Origin of the sequence: Rheinheimera texasensis DSM 17496, from assembly GCF_000711985.1 — a bacterium.
Taxonomy (GTDB): domain Bacteria; phylum Pseudomonadota; class Gammaproteobacteria; order Enterobacterales; family Alteromonadaceae; genus Pararheinheimera; species Pararheinheimera texasensis.
Genome location: NZ_JONU01000007.1, coordinates 434,317 through 450,000, shown reverse-complemented (window position 1 = coordinate 450,000; position 15,684 = coordinate 434,317). Strand labels below are relative to the sequence as shown.

Here is a 15,684-nt window from a genome sequence, read left to right as displayed (position 1 = left end):
AGCCTGGTATGACCGAAATCACGCAAAACCAGGCTGTTGTACTGTTCAGCGAACTGACGGCCGACAATGGCAAAAAAATTGGCGTAGCGACGCTTAACAGTGAAAAGTCACTGAATGCGCTGAGTCTGCCGATGGTAGAACTGCTGCTGCCACAAATGCAGCAGTGGAAAGACAATCCGGACATCGCTATGGTGCTGTTGCAGGGCGCGGGTGACAAAGCCTTTTGCGCCGGTGGTGACATCCGCGATTTGTATCATACGATGAAAGCCAGTCCCGCTACTTTTCAGCCTTATGTAACTGAATTTTTTACCAAAGAATATACGCTGGATTATCTCATCCATACCTTCGACAAACCGGTGCTGGTGTGGGGCAATGGCATCGTGATGGGTGGCGGTTTAGGCCTGATGGCCGGCGCTTCGCACCGCGTAGTGACAGCGACCAGCCGGATTGCGATGCCGGAAATGGCGATTGGTTTGTATCCGGACGTTGGCGGCAGCTGGTTTTTAAACCGGATGCCAGCTGGTTGTGGTTTGTTTTTAGGGCTAACCGGTGCTTCGATTAACGCCGCCGATGCTAAGTTTATTGATTTAGCTGACTTTTATATTCCGCATGATAAACGCCAACAAGTGATTGAGGCGTTGCTCAGCATCCGCTGGGGCAATACCGTGGTGCTGAATCATCAGAAGTTGTCAGACTTGCTGATGAGTATTGAGACGCAGACGTTAAATCAGCAGCCGGCCAGCCAAATCCGTTTGCATCAGACGCCTATCGCAGCGCTGGGAAATACACCGGATTTACCGGCGGCTATCGACGCCATTCTGGCCATGCCGAACGAAGACAGCTGGCTTGGTAAAGCCAAAACGTCTTTACGGTATGGCAGTCCAATAACCGCGCATATCGTTTATCGCTTGCTGCAGCTGGGGCAGTCGAAAATTCTGGCCGACAGTTTCCGTTTAGAACTTGGCCTCAGTGTGCAATGCGGCAAACTCGGCGAATTTACCGAAGGCGTGCGGGCATTACTGATCGATAAAGACCAGCGGCCACAGTGGTTGTACCCGGATGTAGCTTCAGTACCAACATCGGTCATTGACGAATTGTTCAGCTCACCCTGGTCAGCCGCCGAGCATCCGCTGGCCGCGTTGGGTCGGCTGCATCCACCACAATAAATACAGGCAGATGCGGGCTAAAACGCATCGCTAACAGGGGAGAATTCTATGCAAGTTGTTGCTTTTATCGGTCTTGGCAATATGGGCGGCCCGATGGCGCTGAACCTGCAAAAAGCCGGGTTTCAGGTGCAGGCCTTCGACTTAAATAAAGATGCTTTAGCTGCGGTTGCGGCTGAAGGAGCCAAAGCCGCCGATTCCGCGCGCGCGGCAGTGCAAGGCGCTGATTTTGTTATTTCGATGCTGCCGGCCGGCAAACACGTCATTGGTTTATATCAGGACGTGCGCAGTGAGATTAAAGTCGGTGCTTTGGTGCTGGATTGTTCCACTATCGATGCGCAAAGCGCACGTCAGGTCGGGGCTTTACTGGCTGATGCCGGTATCGCCTTCATAGATGCACCGGTATCCGGCGGTGTGGGTGGTGCTAAAGCCGGAACTTTGACTTTTATCGTTGGCGGCTCCGCCGAGAACTTCCAACGTGCCAACGACGTCCTTTCGGCGATGGGCAAAAATCTGTTCCATGCCGGGGATGTTGGCGCCGGGCAAATTGCCAAAATCTGTAACAACATGCTGTTGTCGGTGTTGATGGTTGGCACCAGCGAAGCGCTGCAGCTGGGTATTGATAATGGTCTGGACCCGAAAGTGTTGTCTGAGATCATGCTGAAAAGCTCAGGCCGCAACTGGACGCTGGAACTCTATAACCCATGCCCGGACGTGTTGCCAAACGTGCCTGCCAGCAACAACTATCAGGGCGGTTTTATGGTCGACTTGATGGCGAAAGATTTGGGCCTTGCCAGCGAATGTGCCCAGCAAAGTCAGTCCACCACGCCGATGGGGGCATTAGCGCGTAATTTGTATGTGCAGCATCAGCGGCAGGGCAACGGCAAACTCGATTTTTCCAGCATTTTCCGTTTTTTCAGTAAAAAATAATTGCCGCGGGCAAATAGGTTAACGCGATGAATTTAAAAGACAAAGTCATAGTGATCACTGGCGGCGCACAGGGCCTTGGCCTCGAAATGGCGCGGATGTGTGCGGACAACGGCGCGGCTCTGGCGCTGATTGATATGAATGCTGAGCAACTCGCTGCTGCTGCGACAGAGCTGCGCGCTTACGGTGTGCGGGTTGAAACTTATGCCGCGAATGTAGCGGATGAAGCCAGTGTTGAGCAGACGTTCGCCGCTATTGCTGCTGATTTTGGCAGTATTGACGGCCTCATCAATAACGCCGGTATTTTACGCGATGGCTTGCTTTTGAAATATAAAGACGGTCAGCTCACCGGCAAAATGCCACTGCAGCAGTTCCAGTCTGTGATTGATGTTAACCTGACCGGCGTGTTCCTCTGTGGCCGCGAAGCAGCTGCTCTGATGGTTCAAACCGGCCGCAAAGGCGTCATCATCAATATGTCGAGCGTGGCTCGTGGCGGTAATATGGGCCAGACCAATTACGCCGCATCTAAAGCTGGCGTGGTTGCGATGACGGTGACCTGGGCGCGGGAATTGGGTCGTTATGGCATTCGGGTTGGCGCTATTGCGCCGGGCGTGATTCGCACAGCGATGACCGATGCGATGAAGCCGGAAGCGCGTGACCGGTTGGTGGCGATGAAGCCGGTTGGCCGGTTAGGCGAAGCGGCTGAAATTGCGCACACCGCCAAATATATCTTCGAAAATGACTTTTTCACCGGCCGAGTGGTTGAGGTCGACGGTGGCATTTCGATGTAGTGAGAAAACCCCGAAAAAGAGCCCGCTGTTGCGGGCTTTTTGGTGCGATGTCACTGAACTCAGCAACTTCAGTCGATTAAACCGTAGTGCTGTTTCAGCACTTCAACAATTTCCGCCTTCGGATTGGCGGACAATTCAATACGCCGGCCTATTACTTTCTCGGCGATGCCGAGGTAAGTACGTGAAATATCCATCATCACTTCAGTCGGCAACAGGTTGTCGCGGGCAAGAGCCACGCGCTCCGGCATCCGATCTTTGTTCAGCAGAATATCCGGATCCGGGAAGTGATTCAGCAGCCACTGGCGGAAGCCTTCTTTGGACTGCTCAACAATCTGGCCATCGCGCCAGGACGCGCCGTCCCAAATCCGTGAACTGTCCGGTGTGCCGACTTCATCCATATAAATCAGTTTGCTGTTGCCTTGGGTGTCTTTGACATAACCAAACTCAAATTTGGTATCGACAAACATCTGGTCGAGCGCGGCCAAAGCGTCGCTTATCACGGCAAAGCCTTGTTTTAACAGCTTTTCATACAAAGCGATGTCTGACAGCTGTTCAAAGCCAAAGGCCTGATAATGGCGTTCGATGTCAGCGCGGGAAATGTTGACGTCATCTGCTTCCGGCACGCCGGCCAGACCGGTCAGAATGCCTTTGGTCGAAGGTGTGATCAGAATTTCCGGCAGCTTTTGTTCTTTTTGCAGGCCTTCCGGCAGCGTGATGCCACAGAATTCGCGCTCACCTTTGCTGTAAGCGCGCCACATGGAGCCGGTGATATATTGCCGGGCAATGGCTTCAATTTTCACCGGCCGGGCTTTTTGTACAATCCAGACCAGCGGGTGCGGGATGTCGAGAATATGGCTGTCGGCTAAGCCATGTTGTTTAAATAACGAGAACCAGTGATTTGAAATTGCATTCAGTGCAGCGCCTTTGCCTGGCACGCCATTCAGGCCGTTTTCACCTTGCCAGATACAATCAAATGCCGAGATACGGTCACTGATCACCATAATGGCGAGCGGGGTATCAGCTGGCACCGGGTAATTTTTTTCCCGGATAAGACGGGCGCTGTCCTGTTCGGTCAGCCAATAAACACTGCGGACTTTGCCGGAATGTACAGGTAAATGCGTGCGGATCGGCAGATCATCGTTGACCGCCAGGACCTGAGTTGCAAGAGTCATGATCACTTCTTCTGTCGCTGAAAAAAGGCGGGCCTGAGTGTAGCAGAAAGGGCGCTTTAACTGAATCGGTGGCAGCAGTTTATCTGCGCTCTGATATGATAGGCAGCATTATTTAAGACAGGACGACGGAGTTTTCCATGTCAGACTTACGCAATCCGGTTCAGCCGGATGCCTGCCCTTTATGCCAACACCCGGCAACCACACCTTATTACACAGATAAAACACGCCAATACTGGCATTGCCCGGTCTGTCAGTTGGTATTTGCCAGCCGGCAAAGTTTACTGAGCAACGACGCTGAACTGGCGATCTACCAGCAGCATCAGAATGACCCGAGTGATGCAGGTTACCGGCATTTCCTCAACAAGCTGGCGGCGCCTTTGTTGCAGCGCCTCGGCCCGCAGGCACTACAAGGGCTGGATTTTGGTGCAGGCCCAGGGCCGACTTTGTATCTACTACTTGAGGAAGGTGGACATCAGGTCAGCAATTACGACCCGTATTTTGCGCCGGACGCAACCTTACTTGAGCGTCAGTATGATTTCATTTGTTCAACAGAAGCGATAGAGCATTTCTATCAACCGGCATTAGAGTGGCAGCTTTGGCTGGACTTGTTAAAACCTGGTGGTTGGCTTGGGTTGATGACACGACTTCGGCCACAACAGGTCGAAGATTTTTCCCGCTGGCACTATAAAAATGACCCGACTCACGTCAGCTTTTTTCACGCAAAGACTTTTGAATGGCTGGCAAAGCGTGACGGTTTTAGTCTCGAAATCATTGGCCCTGATGTGGTGATAATGCAAAGATGCGTCGCAACGGTCTATAGCTAAATCATGCAGCATGGCGAGTCTACAGTAAAAAATAGTTTGCTTAACCAGGCCTGGCAGCAGGCATTGCTGGATGTTATCCATCAGCGCCAGCTGAAAATTTTCGCCATCAGTGGTGCGCAGGGCTCTGGTAAAACGACGCTGGCAGCCAGTCTGCAACAGGCCTTGCAACAAAGCGGTATGCGTGTTGGTGTGGTGTCGCTGGATGATTATTATTTAAGCCGCAACGAACGCCAAATACTGGCAACCCAGGTTCATCCGCTATTGAGCCAACGTGGCGTACCCGGTACTCATCACATCAACGGCTTACAGCAGGACCTGACAGCGCACCTTGCCGGTCAGCCAATAGCATTGCCGCGTTTTGATAAAGCGCTGGATGATGTGGTGGCGGATACGCCGCTGTGCGGCTTCGACCTGCTGATCATTGAAGGCTGGTGCCTCGGCGCTTTGCCACTCAGTAAAGCTGAAATGGCTCTGCCGGTGAATGCACTAGATGTGTTGCCGGGTGCGGAGCGTTGGCGGCAATTTCAAAATGAGCAGCTACAACAGCATTATCAGCCCCTATGGCCTTTGTTACAGCCGATGGTTTATCTGCAGGCGCCGGATTGGCCAACGGTCTGTTTATGGCGGCAACAGCAGGAAGCTGAGTTATGGCGCCAGCGCGGCGTCGGTATGGATAAAGTTGCTCTGCTGAAGTTTATGTTGCCGTTTCAGCGTTTAACAGAAGCGATGTTGCGGGGCGATCTGGCTGGTCAGCCGCTGGTGCTAAAGCTTGATCAAAACCGACAAATCACTGCGACTTTGCCGGCAGACCTTGATTGTTTGTGGCCTAAGTCACAGAGCTGACAGCAAAAATTTGCTAATTTCTGCACAGTATCGTCATACTGCAGTGGCATATTAAACAGCTGTTGCCAGTCAACAAAACATTGTTGCAAGCGCAACCTCAGACTTCAGGAGTTTTGCGATGCCAGCCTTGTTAAGGACCATTTTGGCGCTGCTTACCGGCGTGGTGGTGACTTTCTTTACGATTTCTGCGGTGGAGCAGCTTGGTCATATTCTGTACCGCGCACCGGTTGGACTCGACTGGCAGGACAGTTCTGCCGTTTCCGCCTATTTAAAACAGTTACCTGTAGGTGCTTTATTGTTAGTGCTGGCTGGCTGGTTACTTGGTATTTTTACCGGCCTGACCGCTGCCACCTTGTTGGCCGGCCGTTGCCGCGGCCGTTTTGCCCTGGCCATCGGTATTCTGGTCTTTTTAGGCGCCGTCTCGAATTTTTATCTGCTGCCGCATCCGATGTGGCTGATGGCGCTGAGCCTTACCACAATCCCACTGGTGACATTGTCGAGCTGGTGGGCGCTAAAACAACGTTTTGCACAATCTGTGTTGCCCCCTGAAGGAGAACAATGATGGTGGAGATTCGTTTACTGGGTATTTGTGGCAGCCTGCGTAAGGCGTCACACAACATGACTTTATTAAAAACAGCTCAGCAATTGCTGCCGGCTGAAGTTAGTCTCCAAATTGCGGATTTAACCGAAGTACCCTTCTTTAATGCGGACCTGACGTCCAAGCCGCCTGCTGTAACCACGTTATTAGCAGCGATGGAACAAGCCGATGGTTTTGTCTTTGCTTGCCCGGAATACAATTATTCGCTGGCGCCGGCGCTAAAAAATGCGTTGGATTGGGCTTCGCGGGAGCCAGACAACCGCCTGCTGGCAGGTAAAGCCGCAGCCATCATGGGCGCTGGCGGTGGTATGGGCACCTCACGGGCACAATATCATTTGCGTCAGGTCGGTGTGTATCTGGACCTGCATTTTGTCAATAAACCTGAAGTGTTCGTCAATGCTTTCAGTGGTGTGTTTGCCGCCGACGGCGCACTGCAGGATGACAAAATCCGCGCCACCATGCAGGCGCAGTTGGTTGCTTTACAGGCGCTGGTTTTAAGATGCAAAAAATGATGCAGGCCCGTCGGTTTAAGCAAACTTTGATTGGACTGGCTTTGTCTGTCGTTGCAATGCAAGTTGCTGCTGTGCCGGAAAGCACGCTGTCGACGCGCTATCCAACCGAGATCCAGTCCTTTTGGCAGCAACAGGTCAAGACCGGCAGCATAAAGACACCGGATGGCTCTCAGCTGGCTTACGCCTACGTGATACCGCCACAGGCCAAATATGCGCTGTTATTAGTGCAAGGCCGGACCGAAGCTTATCTGAAATACCAGGAGCTTTATTTTGATTTAGCCTCGAAAGGTGTGGCGGTGTTTAGTCTGGACCATCGCGGTCAGGGCTTGTCTCCCCGTGAGCTTGAAGACCCGCATAAAGGCCACATCACGGATTTCGCGTTATATAGCAAGGACCAGCAGCAATTTATTGCCGAAGTGGTCAAAGCTCAGACCCAGTTACCACTCAATCTGTTAGCGCATTCGATGGGCGGTGCTGTCGCTGTGCAGCTACTGGCGCAGCAACCCGCGTTGTTTCAGCGTGCTGTGCTGACGTCGCCAATGATAGCGCCAAATGCCACAGTGGCGTTTTCTGAACAGGATGGGTGTTATCTGGCAGCAGCTTTCGAGTGGACTTGTCCGGACTGTTATGCCGGTTTTGTGGCTCAGCCATATCCCTTTGATCAGACTTTTGCCGACAATATTCTGACCAGCTCTAAAACGCGTTATCAGTTATTTAGGGATTTGTATCAGCAACAACCGCAGTTGCAGCTGGGTGGCCCGACGTGGGCCTGGTTGTCGCAGGCTTGTGCTGTTGCAGAGCAAATGTCGCAGTTAGCCCAACAGATCAAAACACCGGTGTTGATATTACAATCAGGTGCTGAACAGGCCGTCAGTAATAGTGCGCAGCAACAGTTTTGTCAGGAATTAGGGCCACTTTGCTTTGGCGGAAAGGTCGAGAATTTTGCCGGCGCAAAACATGAGTTGTTGTTTGAAGCGGATAGTATTCGCGATCAGGCATTGAAGAAAATCTTCGGTTTTATTGCTGAAGATAGATAGCAGCACTCTGAAACGTGACTTAGGTTAAGAAAAACTGACAAAAAAAGAGCCAGCAATAGCTGGCTCTTCATCTTTACCCAGAGATTATTCTACTGCAGGCGGCTTCGTCATAGGCGCAGCGGCAGACTGGCGGGCTGAGGCAGAACCTGCAGTGCCTTCTACTGTGGCTTTGACTTCATATTGCACGCCTTGCGGCACCACTGCCGGGCTGTCGTCAACAACCGCGACTGGTTTAGTCATAGTTGCAACCACCATATTGCCATACCGGTTCGCTTTGGCAGCCGGAGCCGGCGCCGAGACTGGTGCTGGTGCTGCCGCAGGGGCTTCCATCACAGCAACTTCGACAACTGGAGCGACAGCTTGGGCTGCAACTGCTGGTGCTTGTTCAATAACAGTTTCAACTGGCGTTGCGACTGCAGCGTCGATGGCAGCGACAGGTGCTTCAGGCGCAGTGGCTTCCACAGTTGTTGTTGCAGGCTCTGCCGCAACGCCTATTTCTGCGACCGGTTCATCTGCAACAACGTCGGTGACGGCAGCTTCTGCGGCTTCAACCACCTTCGGCTCGCGCTGACGCTGACGGCGTGGTTTTGCCGGTGCAGCTTCAGCAGCAGATGCTTCGATTGCAGTAATTTCTTCTGCTGCAGCGACTACAACTTCTGCACTGACTGGAACTGTCGATTCAGCGGCTTCAGCAGCGATTGGCAAGTCTAATTGCTGTTCAGTACTGACGACATCTTCTTCAGGATAACGGGCATCTACGGCATCATCCGATTCGCCTTGTTGCTGCTCTTTTTTGCGTTTCTGACCAGCGGCACGCAGATGGCGTGGTGAGCGGCGGCTGCGGCTGCGGTTTTCGCCGTTAGCTGCATCAGCGACTTCTGCCTGGCTGTCTGATGCTTCAGCGCTGATGTCAGTTGTGACTGGCTCAGCGGCGATATCAGTTGCAACTGCGAGCACGGGCTGTTCAGCCGGCGCCACAACCACGGCTACAGGTTCTGCAACGATCTGCAGTTCTGTTTCCACACCTTGTTCAGCCTGTTGCTGTTTGTCCAGGCGCACAGATTTACGCATATTACGGCGCTGACGACGCTCGGCAACTTTGCTTGATGATGGAACTTCATCATCAGCATCAATCACTGGAGCCGGACGTGGTGCTTTCTCGCCCTGAGGTTTTTTATCCAGGCGTTCAGTGCGCTCAGGGCGCTCAGCACGTTCTGGGCGGTCGGCTTTTTGTTCCGGACGGGTGTTGCGTGGTTTGTCGTTACGGTCCTGGCGTGGCTGGCGGCCTTCATTCCGGCTGTCATCCTGTTCAGCGCGGCGTTTTTGACCATCGCGGTTGTCCTGACGGTTATCGGTGCGGCCATCGCGGTTATCACGGCCGCCGCGGCGGTTACGACTGTCGCGGTTATTCTGCCGGCGCTGTGGCGCTTCTGCTTTCACTTCTGGCACCGGTGTTGGTGCACCAAACAAAGATTTAAAGAAAGCACCGACTTTGGCCAACAAACCAGTTTCTGCAGCTTCTGGTGCTGCCGGTGCAGCGTCGGTTTTAACCACTGGCACAGCTACCGGGGCTGGTGCTTCAGTCATTGAAATGGCAGCAATCGCCGGTTTTTCCTTCACTGCATCAGACACCGGGTGATACAGCGTATTGGTCACCGCCGGCGCCTTCACCAGATTGTAGCTGGACTCTTCGATTTCTTCGTCAATACGGATCCGCGTTACTTCGTAATGCGGCGTCTCATAATGCTCATTCGGGATAATGAAGATCCGAATGCCATGACGGGCCTCAATGCGGCGAATAGATTCACGTTTTTCGTTCATCAGGTAGGTAGCGACTGAAACCGGCACCTGCGCATGGATTTGGCTGGTGTTGTCTTTAATCGCTTCTTCTTCGATTAAACGTAAAATAGACAATGCAGATGACTCAGTACTGCGGATAGTGCCGCGACCGTGACAGCGTGGGCAGACATGCGTCGCGGATTCACCTAATGACGGCCGCAGGCGCTGACGCGACATTTCCAGCAAACCAAAGCGGGAGATGCGGCCGATTTGCACGCGGGCGCGGTCTTGTTTCACTGCTTCTTTTAAGCGGTTTTCCACTTCACGCTGATGCCGGACTGGCGTCATATCGATGAAGTCGATGACGATCAAACCACCTAAGTCACGTAAACGTAACTGGCGGGCGATTTCATCGGCAGCTTCCAGGTTGGTGTTAAAAGCGGTTTCTTCGATATCGCCGCCTTTGGTCGCTTTTGATGAGTTGATATCAATGGCGGTTAAGGCTTCGGTTGAATCGATCACGATAGAGCCGCCACTTGGCAGACGCACTTCGCGGCGGAACGCAGATTCAATTTGCGTTTCGATTTGATAATGCATAAACAGTGGCGTTTCGCCCTGATACATTTTTACACGGTGGGCGAAGTCCGGGCGGAACTGCTGGATATAGAGTTTGGCTTCTTCGAAAATACGCGGGTTGTCGATCAGGATCTCACCGACATCGCGGCGCAGATAGTCACGGATGGCGCGAAAGACCACGTTGCTTTCCTGATGGATCAGGAATGGTGCAGGGCGGTTTTGTGCTTCTGTGGTGATGGCTGACCAATGCTTCATCAGCGCTTTTAAGTCGTAATCCAGCTCTTCGTATGATTTGCCAACACCGGCAGTGCGGACAATCAACCCCATGCCGTCTGGCATTTCAAGCTGACCTAACGAGTCTTTTAATTCCTGCCGTTCATCGCCTTCAATGCGGCGGGAAATGCCACCGGCGCGCGGGTTGTTCGGCATCAGCACCAGGTAAGAACCAGCCAGACTGATAAAAGTGGTCAGCGCAGCGCCTTTTTGGCCGCGTTCTTCTTTATCGATTTGAATGATGACTTCCTGACCTTCGCGTACCACTTCTTTAATGTTCGGGCGACCGTCGAAGGCATAACCTGATGGGAAATATTCGCGGGAAATTTCTTTTAATGGCAGAAAACCATGCCGCTCGGCGCCGTAATCGACGAAAGCTGCTTCCAGGCTGGGTTCAACCCGGGTGATTTTACCTTTGTAAATATTAGCTTTTTTCTGTTCGTGGCCCGGGCTTTCAATATCCAGGTCGTATAATTTCTGGCCATCGACCAGCGCAACGCGGATTTCTTCTTCCTGCGTCGCATTAATGAGCATTCTTTTCATTGTGTCTGACTCTTGCATTCAGCCACAACGACAGCGCGCACAATCTATGCGTGTCAGATAACGTCAAACATATAAAAATGCAGTCTCCCGACTGGAATGCTTGAAAATCGATTTAATTATCAATTGTTTTTAAAACAGAACACCAACTGGGTTGTCAGGCCGGTCTGGCATTCATTGAGAATCTGCACACATCGCGTCAGCGTTGCGTTATAGCTTTACTTTTTTGTGTGTTGCCCAGTTAACTGGCAGCTGTGTCGTGCTTCGAACAGTAATAAATTACGCACATTACTGGTTGCACAGAGCATTATTCGTTGGCGGGGAAGATAAAATCGTTGGTTTTCACCACGGATTCGGTATGATCTGCGTCCCGACCGGTGCCTCACAGCTTCTCTTACGTCTTTCTGAGCGCCCTAACGGCCATTTTGGCTCAATTAGCGGGTCGATTATCCCATTAATTAAGTTGCATTAGCAACCTAAATGTAGCAGCAAATACGCATGACAGAAGAAAGAAAAACCTCGGTGCAATTTATTGATGTAGATGCAGAATTCGCCGGTCAACGCATCGATAATTTTCTGCTGGCGCGCCTCAAGGGTGTACCCAAAAGTGTTATTTACCGGGTGCTGCGAAAAGGGGAAGTTCGGGTCAATAAAGGCCGGATCAAGCCTGAATATAAGTTACAGGCTGGTGACCAGGTCCGGGTGCCGCCGATGGTAGTGGCTGCAGAGGCTGACCCGGTGTCAGTCAAGCTGACCGCAGTCAAAACGCTTGAATCGCACATTTTGTACGAAGACAACGAGCTGATTGTATTAAACAAACCGACCGGCATGGCGGTGCATGGTGGCAGCGGCTTACAGTTTGGTGCTATCGAAGCGCTGCGAGCGCTGCGGCCGCAAGCGAAGTTTTTAGAGCTGGTGCATCGACTTGATCGCGATACCTCAGGTTGTCTGCTAATCGCAAAAAAACGTTCGATCCTGACTGCATTGCATGAGCAACTGCGCTTAAAGGTCGTCGAGAAAAAATATTGGGCACTAGTGGCCGGCCAGTGGGACGGTAAAATCAAAAAAGTCACAGAGCCACTGAAAAAGAACACCTTGCAAAGTGGTGAGCGGATTGTGCGGGTAGATGAACGTGACGGGAAACCATCTGAGACCCGCTTTAAAGTGTTACAACGTTTTGAGGAAGGCACTTTATTAGAAGCATTTCCGGTGACAGGCCGGACGCACCAAATCCGCGTCCATACCGCCTGTAATGGTCATCCAATTGCCTGTGATGACAAATACGGCGATAACGAATTTACCGGTCAGATGAATGGGCTGGGCCTGAACCGATTGTTCTTGCATGCCAAACTCATCAGTTTCGAACATCCGGTGTCTGGTCAGCGCATGACGTTTGAAGCGCCACTGGATAAAGCCTTGAGTCAAATTCTGACCAGGCTGGTTAAAAAAAAGTAGGGCAGTTTTCGGTATGCAAGATGTCAAAGTTGTGATTTTCGACTGGGATGGCACTGTGATGGATTCCATTGCCAAGATTGTCAACTCAGTTCGGATCGCCGCACAGCGGCTAGAGCTACCGGTGCCAACTGAGCATGCGGCAAAACAGATTATAGGTTTATCGCTGGACCCGGCGTTTAAAACCTTGTTTCCACATAGTTCAGCAGCAGAGCGCGAGTTACTGTCAGAACACTATAAAGATGTCTACAGCAATGTAGACCGCACGCCGACACCGCTGTTTGACGGCGCTGAACATGTCTTCAACTCACTACGTCAGCGCGGTTATCAGTTAGCTGTAGCAACCGGCAAAGCCCGTCTCGGTTTGGACCGGATGTTCAGTGAAACGAAGACCGGACATCATTTTGTTACCAGTCGCTGTTCCGATGAGGCGCAAAGTAAACCACATCCGCAAATGCTGGAACATATTCTGACCGAACTAAAACTGACCCCGCAGCAGGCAGTGATGATTGGTGATTCCCGCTACGATTTGATGATGGCGCATAGTATCGGAATGCACCGGATTGGCGTCACTCATGGTGTGCATGGCCGTCAGGAGTTCGCGCCCTTCGCGCCGCATGCGGTGATCGACAACCTGCCGGCGCTGTTAGATATTTTGCGTTGAGGATAGCGGGGGAGAACCCCGCTTCCGGCTATACGCCATGCAATAGCAAATCCACCCCAGCGCGCTTTAACATGGCGTGCAGTTTTATCAAGGGCAAGCCAATCAGACTGTTTGGGTCGTCGCCTTCTAAGCGTTCAAACAAAGTAATACCCAGCCCTTCAGATTTAAAACTGCCTGCACAATTCAGCGGTTGTTCGCGTTTTATATAACTGTGGATCTCAGCATCTGTCAGTTCACGGAAATGTACAATAAAACGGTCGAGGATTGTGTCGGTCTTATTTGTTAGGGTGTCCGTTACTGACAAGCCGGTTAAGAATTGAACCTCTTGACCACTAAAGCTGCGTAATTGGGCAAAAGCACGCTCTTCAGTGTGTGGTTTGCCTAGAATTTGGCCGTTAAAAACCGCGACCTGATCAGAACCAATGACTAGTGCTCCCTCTGCAGCTGAAGTGATCTGCAAAGCAACTGCCTGTGCTTTTGCAGCCGACAAACGTAAAACAAGTTGTTCAGCTGTTTCACCGGCGAAAGGTGTTTCGTCGACCTCAGGTTTAGAGGTCTGGAATTGTGCAGTCAGTTTTTCTAATAAAGCGCGGCGGTAAATGGATGTTGAAGCCAACCATAATGATTTGGACATATTCTGCCTTTTGTTTGATTTGCGTCGTCAAATGATATGCTGCGCACTATAATATTTTTCTTTGATTTTCGCGTCAGAAAAGTTAACAAAAGTCTGATCAACCCTTTGACAGCAAGGGGATCGATCTATATGATGCGCGCCTTATGCAAAAAGTTAAAATACCAATTACCATCGATCCCGCCCGTGCCGCGCAAAAGCGCAGCAGTTTTGACGGAGTCCTGCCGCTGCAAAATCTGACGCGTTTGTCAGAGCAGCTTGTGATGACAGATGGTGATGTTGCTGTCGTTATTCATTGCGGCAATGACGAGCAAGGTCTGGTCTATATAGAGGGTGAAGCCCACTGTACTGTCCAGGTCCGTTGCGAACGTTGTGGCGATGATATGACAATGCACATAGACAGCAGTTTTGCATATACCCCGATTAAAGGGGATGATTCGGCTCAAGAAGAGATTCCACAACGCTACGACGTGGTCGAAACTGACGAACACGGCGAAGTGAACCTGCGGCAATTGGTTGAGGACGAATTAATTCTGGCTTTGCCACTGTTTCCAATGCACGATGAAGGTCAATGCGACTCCAACAAAGTGCAGATGAGCTGGGGCGAAATAGAGCCGGAACCAGAGAAACCGAATCCATTTGCAATTCTGCAAGAATTGAAGAAAAAGTGATTTTTTAGGAGAAAGACCATGGCTGTACAACAGAACAAAAAATCTCGCGCCCGCCGCGACATGCGTCGTTCACACGACGCGCTGACTGGCCCAACGCTGTCAGTTGACGCAACTACCGGTGAAACGCATCGTCGTCACCACATTACTGCTGACGGTTTCTACAAAGGCCGCAAAGTAAAATAAGTCCCGGTGCACCAAGTGCAACCAGCCAGACTTAAAATTGCGTTAGATATGATGGGGGGCGATCATGGCCCCCTATCTACTATTCCTGCAGCCATCGACGCTGTGTCTGAAAATCCCCTGCTAGACCTCATTCTCGTTGGCGACGCGGTAGCAATCCGACAAGCGTTAACCGATGCCGGTTATGCCGAACACCCACAATTACAAATTCAACACGCCAGTCAGCAAGTGCTGATGACTGACAAGCCTTCTGTTGCGCTTCGCACCAAACGTGATTCTTCGATGCGCGTGGCGCTGGATTTGGTTGACCAGCAAAAAGTCCAGGCTTGTGTCAGTGCCGGTAACACCGGGGCTTTGATAGCCATGGCGCATTATGTGCTGAAGATGCTCAATGGTATCGAAAGACCAGCATTAATCAGTGCCTTGCCGACTACAGCGGGTAGCCCGGTATTTATGCTGGACCTCGGTGCGACCGTCAACTGTGATTCCGACACGCTGTTTCAGTTTGCTGTGATGGGCGCGGTGATGGCGGAAGAAGTGGAGTCTATTCAGCAGCCGAAAGTCGCTTTGCTTAATATGGGCGAAGAGGAAATCAAAGGCTCGGACCAGATTAAACGCACCTCTTTATTGTTGTCTGAATGCGCTGATATCAATTACATCGGCTATATCGAAGGCAACGATATCTTTTCCGGCAAAGCTGATGTCATCGTCTGTGATGGTTTTGTTGGCAATGTGGCATTAAAAACCTGCGAAGGTGTCGCCAAACTCATCATTAAACGCTTTGAATTTGCGTTGAAAAACAGTATGTCTGCGCATTTATTCGGCTGGATGATCAAACCTCTGCTAAAAAGCATCGGAACAGGTGTGAACCCCGACCACTATAACGGTGCAAGTCTGATAGGATTGCGCGGAATTGTAGTGAAAAGTCATGGAAATGCGACAAAAGAAGCATTTCTCAGTGCCATCCGGCAGGCGGTGCGCGAGGTTGAACGCCAGGTGCCCGCAAAAATAAAAGACCGGTTGGAACACCTATTAATCGATAAAGCGTAGG

The 15,684-nt window shown here is 51.5% G+C and carries 16 protein-coding genes; 13 read left to right on the top strand and 3 right to left on the bottom strand.

What is annotated here, in order from left to right:
• Positions 1–8: 8 nt before the first annotated feature.
• The 3 genes from Q399_RS0102050 to Q399_RS0102040 are packed head-to-tail and all read left to right on the top strand — an operon-like array spanning position 9 to position 2,881.
• Positions 9–1,166 carry an enoyl-CoA hydratase/isomerase family protein gene (locus Q399_RS0102050; protein ID WP_031564967.1) on the top strand — a complete coding sequence of 386 codons (1,158 nt, stop codon included), beginning with the start codon at positions 9–11 and terminating at the stop codon, positions 1,164–1,166.
• 48 nt (positions 1,167–1,214) lie between these two features.
• A complete protein-coding gene (gene mmsB / locus Q399_RS0102045; protein ID WP_031564966.1) occupies positions 1,215–2,093 on the top strand; it encodes a 3-hydroxyisobutyrate dehydrogenase in 879 nt (292 codons plus the stop codon).
• A 26-nt stretch (positions 2,094–2,119) separates the two neighbouring features.
• Positions 2,120–2,881 (top strand): SDR family oxidoreductase, encoded by a 762-nt coding sequence (locus Q399_RS0102040; RefSeq protein ID WP_031564965.1) that lies wholly within the window; start codon positions 2,120–2,122, stop codon positions 2,879–2,881.
• A 68-nt stretch (positions 2,882–2,949) separates the two neighbouring features.
• Here Q399_RS0102040 and Q399_RS0102035 read toward each other — a convergent pair whose 3' ends face one another.
• The gene (locus Q399_RS0102035; RefSeq protein ID WP_031564964.1) at positions 2,950–4,053 is read right to left on the bottom strand and encodes a phosphoribosylaminoimidazolesuccinocarboxamide synthase; all 1,104 of its coding nucleotides are present in this window, start codon (positions 4,051–4,053) and stop codon (positions 2,950–2,952) included.
• A 137-nt stretch (positions 4,054–4,190) separates the two neighbouring features.
• Here Q399_RS0102035 and Q399_RS0102030 point away from each other — a divergent pair, with 137 nt between their 5' ends.
• The 5 genes from Q399_RS0102030 to Q399_RS20945 all read left to right on the top strand — a co-directional run bounded on the left by Q399_RS0102030 (position 4,191) and on the right by Q399_RS20945 (position 7,867).
• Positions 4,191–4,877, top strand: coding sequence for a class I SAM-dependent methyltransferase (locus Q399_RS0102030; protein ID WP_031564963.1), 687 nt, complete (start codon positions 4,191–4,193; stop codon positions 4,875–4,877).
• 3 nt (positions 4,878–4,880) lie between these two features.
• Positions 4,881–5,720: a hypothetical protein gene (locus Q399_RS20955; RefSeq protein WP_051685674.1), complete on the top strand. Its 840-nt coding sequence runs from the start codon at positions 4,881–4,883 to the stop codon at positions 5,718–5,720.
• Positions 5,721–5,838: 118 nt separating this feature from the next.
• Entirely contained in the window at positions 5,839–6,282 is a 444-nt protein-coding gene (locus Q399_RS21335) for a hypothetical protein (RefSeq protein ID WP_051685673.1), read from the top strand.
• Positions 6,279–6,830, top strand: a complete 552-nt coding sequence (locus Q399_RS0102015; RefSeq protein WP_245612805.1) for an NADPH-dependent FMN reductase — start codon at positions 6,279–6,281, stop codon at positions 6,828–6,830. Before Q399_RS21335 ends, Q399_RS0102015 begins: the two co-directional genes overlap by 4 nt.
• Complete coding sequence (locus Q399_RS20945) at positions 6,818–7,867, top strand: alpha/beta fold hydrolase (RefSeq protein WP_084164041.1); 1,050 nt, start codon at positions 6,818–6,820, stop codon at positions 7,865–7,867. The genes Q399_RS0102015 and Q399_RS20945 overlap by 13 nt, the downstream gene beginning before the upstream one ends.
• 84 nt (positions 7,868–7,951) lie before the next feature.
• Here Q399_RS20945 and rne read toward each other — a convergent pair whose 3' ends face one another.
• Positions 7,952–11,038, bottom strand: coding sequence for a ribonuclease E (rne, locus tag Q399_RS0102005; protein WP_031564948.1), 3,087 nt, complete (start codon positions 11,036–11,038; stop codon positions 7,952–7,954).
• Positions 11,039–11,533: 495 nt separating this feature from the next.
• Here rne and rluC point away from each other — a divergent pair, with 495 nt between their 5' ends.
• Entirely contained in the window at positions 11,534–12,490 is a 957-nt protein-coding gene (gene rluC / locus Q399_RS0102000) for a 23S rRNA pseudouridine(955/2504/2580) synthase RluC (protein ID WP_031564946.1), read from the top strand.
• A gap of 13 nt (positions 12,491–12,503) precedes the next feature.
• Entirely contained in the window at positions 12,504–13,151 is a 648-nt protein-coding gene (locus tag Q399_RS0101995; protein ID WP_031564944.1) for an HAD-IIIA family hydrolase, read from the top strand.
• A gap of 28 nt (positions 13,152–13,179) precedes the next feature.
• On the opposite strand, the gene Q399_RS0101990 is transcribed toward Q399_RS0101995, so the two are convergent.
• Entirely contained in the window at positions 13,180–13,785 is a 606-nt protein-coding gene (locus Q399_RS0101990; RefSeq protein WP_031564942.1) for a Maf family protein, read from the bottom strand.
• 143 nt (positions 13,786–13,928) lie between these two features.
• Here Q399_RS0101990 and yceD point away from each other — a divergent pair, with 143 nt between their 5' ends.
• The 3 genes from yceD to plsX are packed head-to-tail and all read left to right on the top strand — an operon-like array spanning position 13,929 to position 15,683.
• Positions 13,929–14,453 (top strand): 23S rRNA accumulation protein YceD, encoded by a 525-nt coding sequence (gene yceD / locus Q399_RS0101985; protein ID WP_031564940.1) that lies wholly within the window; start codon positions 13,929–13,931, stop codon positions 14,451–14,453.
• Between the two features lie 18 nt (positions 14,454–14,471).
• On the top strand, positions 14,472–14,636 hold the full coding sequence (rpmF, locus tag Q399_RS0101980; protein ID WP_031564938.1) for a 50S ribosomal protein L32: 165 nt from the start codon (positions 14,472–14,474) through the stop codon (positions 14,634–14,636).
• A 6-nt stretch (positions 14,637–14,642) separates the two neighbouring features.
• The gene (plsX, locus tag Q399_RS0101975; protein WP_211253146.1) at positions 14,643–15,683 is read left to right on the top strand and encodes a phosphate acyltransferase PlsX; all 1,041 of its coding nucleotides are present in this window, start codon (positions 14,643–14,645) and stop codon (positions 15,681–15,683) included.
• Position 15,684 lies beyond the last annotated feature (1 nt).

Coding starts and splice junctions, on each gene's coding strand:
- Q399_RS20955 (WP_051685674.1), top strand. CDS start 4,881: ATGCAGCATGGCGAGTCTACAGTAAAAAATAGTTTGCTTAACCAGGCC.
- Q399_RS0102030 (WP_031564963.1), top strand. CDS start 4,191: ATGTCAGACTTACGCAATCCGGTTCAGCCGGATGCCTGCCCTTTATGC.
- Q399_RS0102040 (WP_031564965.1), top strand. CDS start 2,120: ATGAATTTAAAAGACAAAGTCATAGTGATCACTGGCGGCGCACAGGGC.
- Q399_RS0102035 (WP_031564964.1), bottom strand. CDS start 4,053: ATGACTCTTGCAACTCAGGTCCTGGCGGTCAACGATGATCTGCCGATC.
- Q399_RS20945 (WP_084164041.1), top strand. CDS start 6,818: ATGCAAAAAATGATGCAGGCCCGTCGGTTTAAGCAAACTTTGATTGGA.
- mmsB (WP_031564966.1), top strand. CDS start 1,215: ATGCAAGTTGTTGCTTTTATCGGTCTTGGCAATATGGGCGGCCCGATG.
- Q399_RS0101990 (WP_031564942.1), bottom strand. CDS start 13,785: ATGTCCAAATCATTATGGTTGGCTTCAACATCCATTTACCGCCGCGCT.
- yceD (WP_031564940.1), top strand. CDS start 13,929: ATGCAAAAAGTTAAAATACCAATTACCATCGATCCCGCCCGTGCCGCG.
- Q399_RS0101995 (WP_031564944.1), top strand. CDS start 12,504: ATGCAAGATGTCAAAGTTGTGATTTTCGACTGGGATGGCACTGTGATG.
- Q399_RS21335 (WP_051685673.1), top strand. CDS start 5,839: ATGCCAGCCTTGTTAAGGACCATTTTGGCGCTGCTTACCGGCGTGGTG.
- rpmF (WP_031564938.1), top strand. CDS start 14,472: ATGGCTGTACAACAGAACAAAAAATCTCGCGCCCGCCGCGACATGCGT.
- rluC (WP_031564946.1), top strand. CDS start 11,534: ATGACAGAAGAAAGAAAAACCTCGGTGCAATTTATTGATGTAGATGCA.
- rne (WP_031564948.1), bottom strand. CDS start 11,038: ATGAAAAGAATGCTCATTAATGCGACGCAGGAAGAAGAAATCCGCGTT.
- Q399_RS0102015 (WP_245612805.1), top strand. CDS start 6,279: ATGATGGTGGAGATTCGTTTACTGGGTATTTGTGGCAGCCTGCGTAAG.
- Q399_RS0102050 (WP_031564967.1), top strand. CDS start 9: ATGACCGAAATCACGCAAAACCAGGCTGTTGTACTGTTCAGCGAACTG.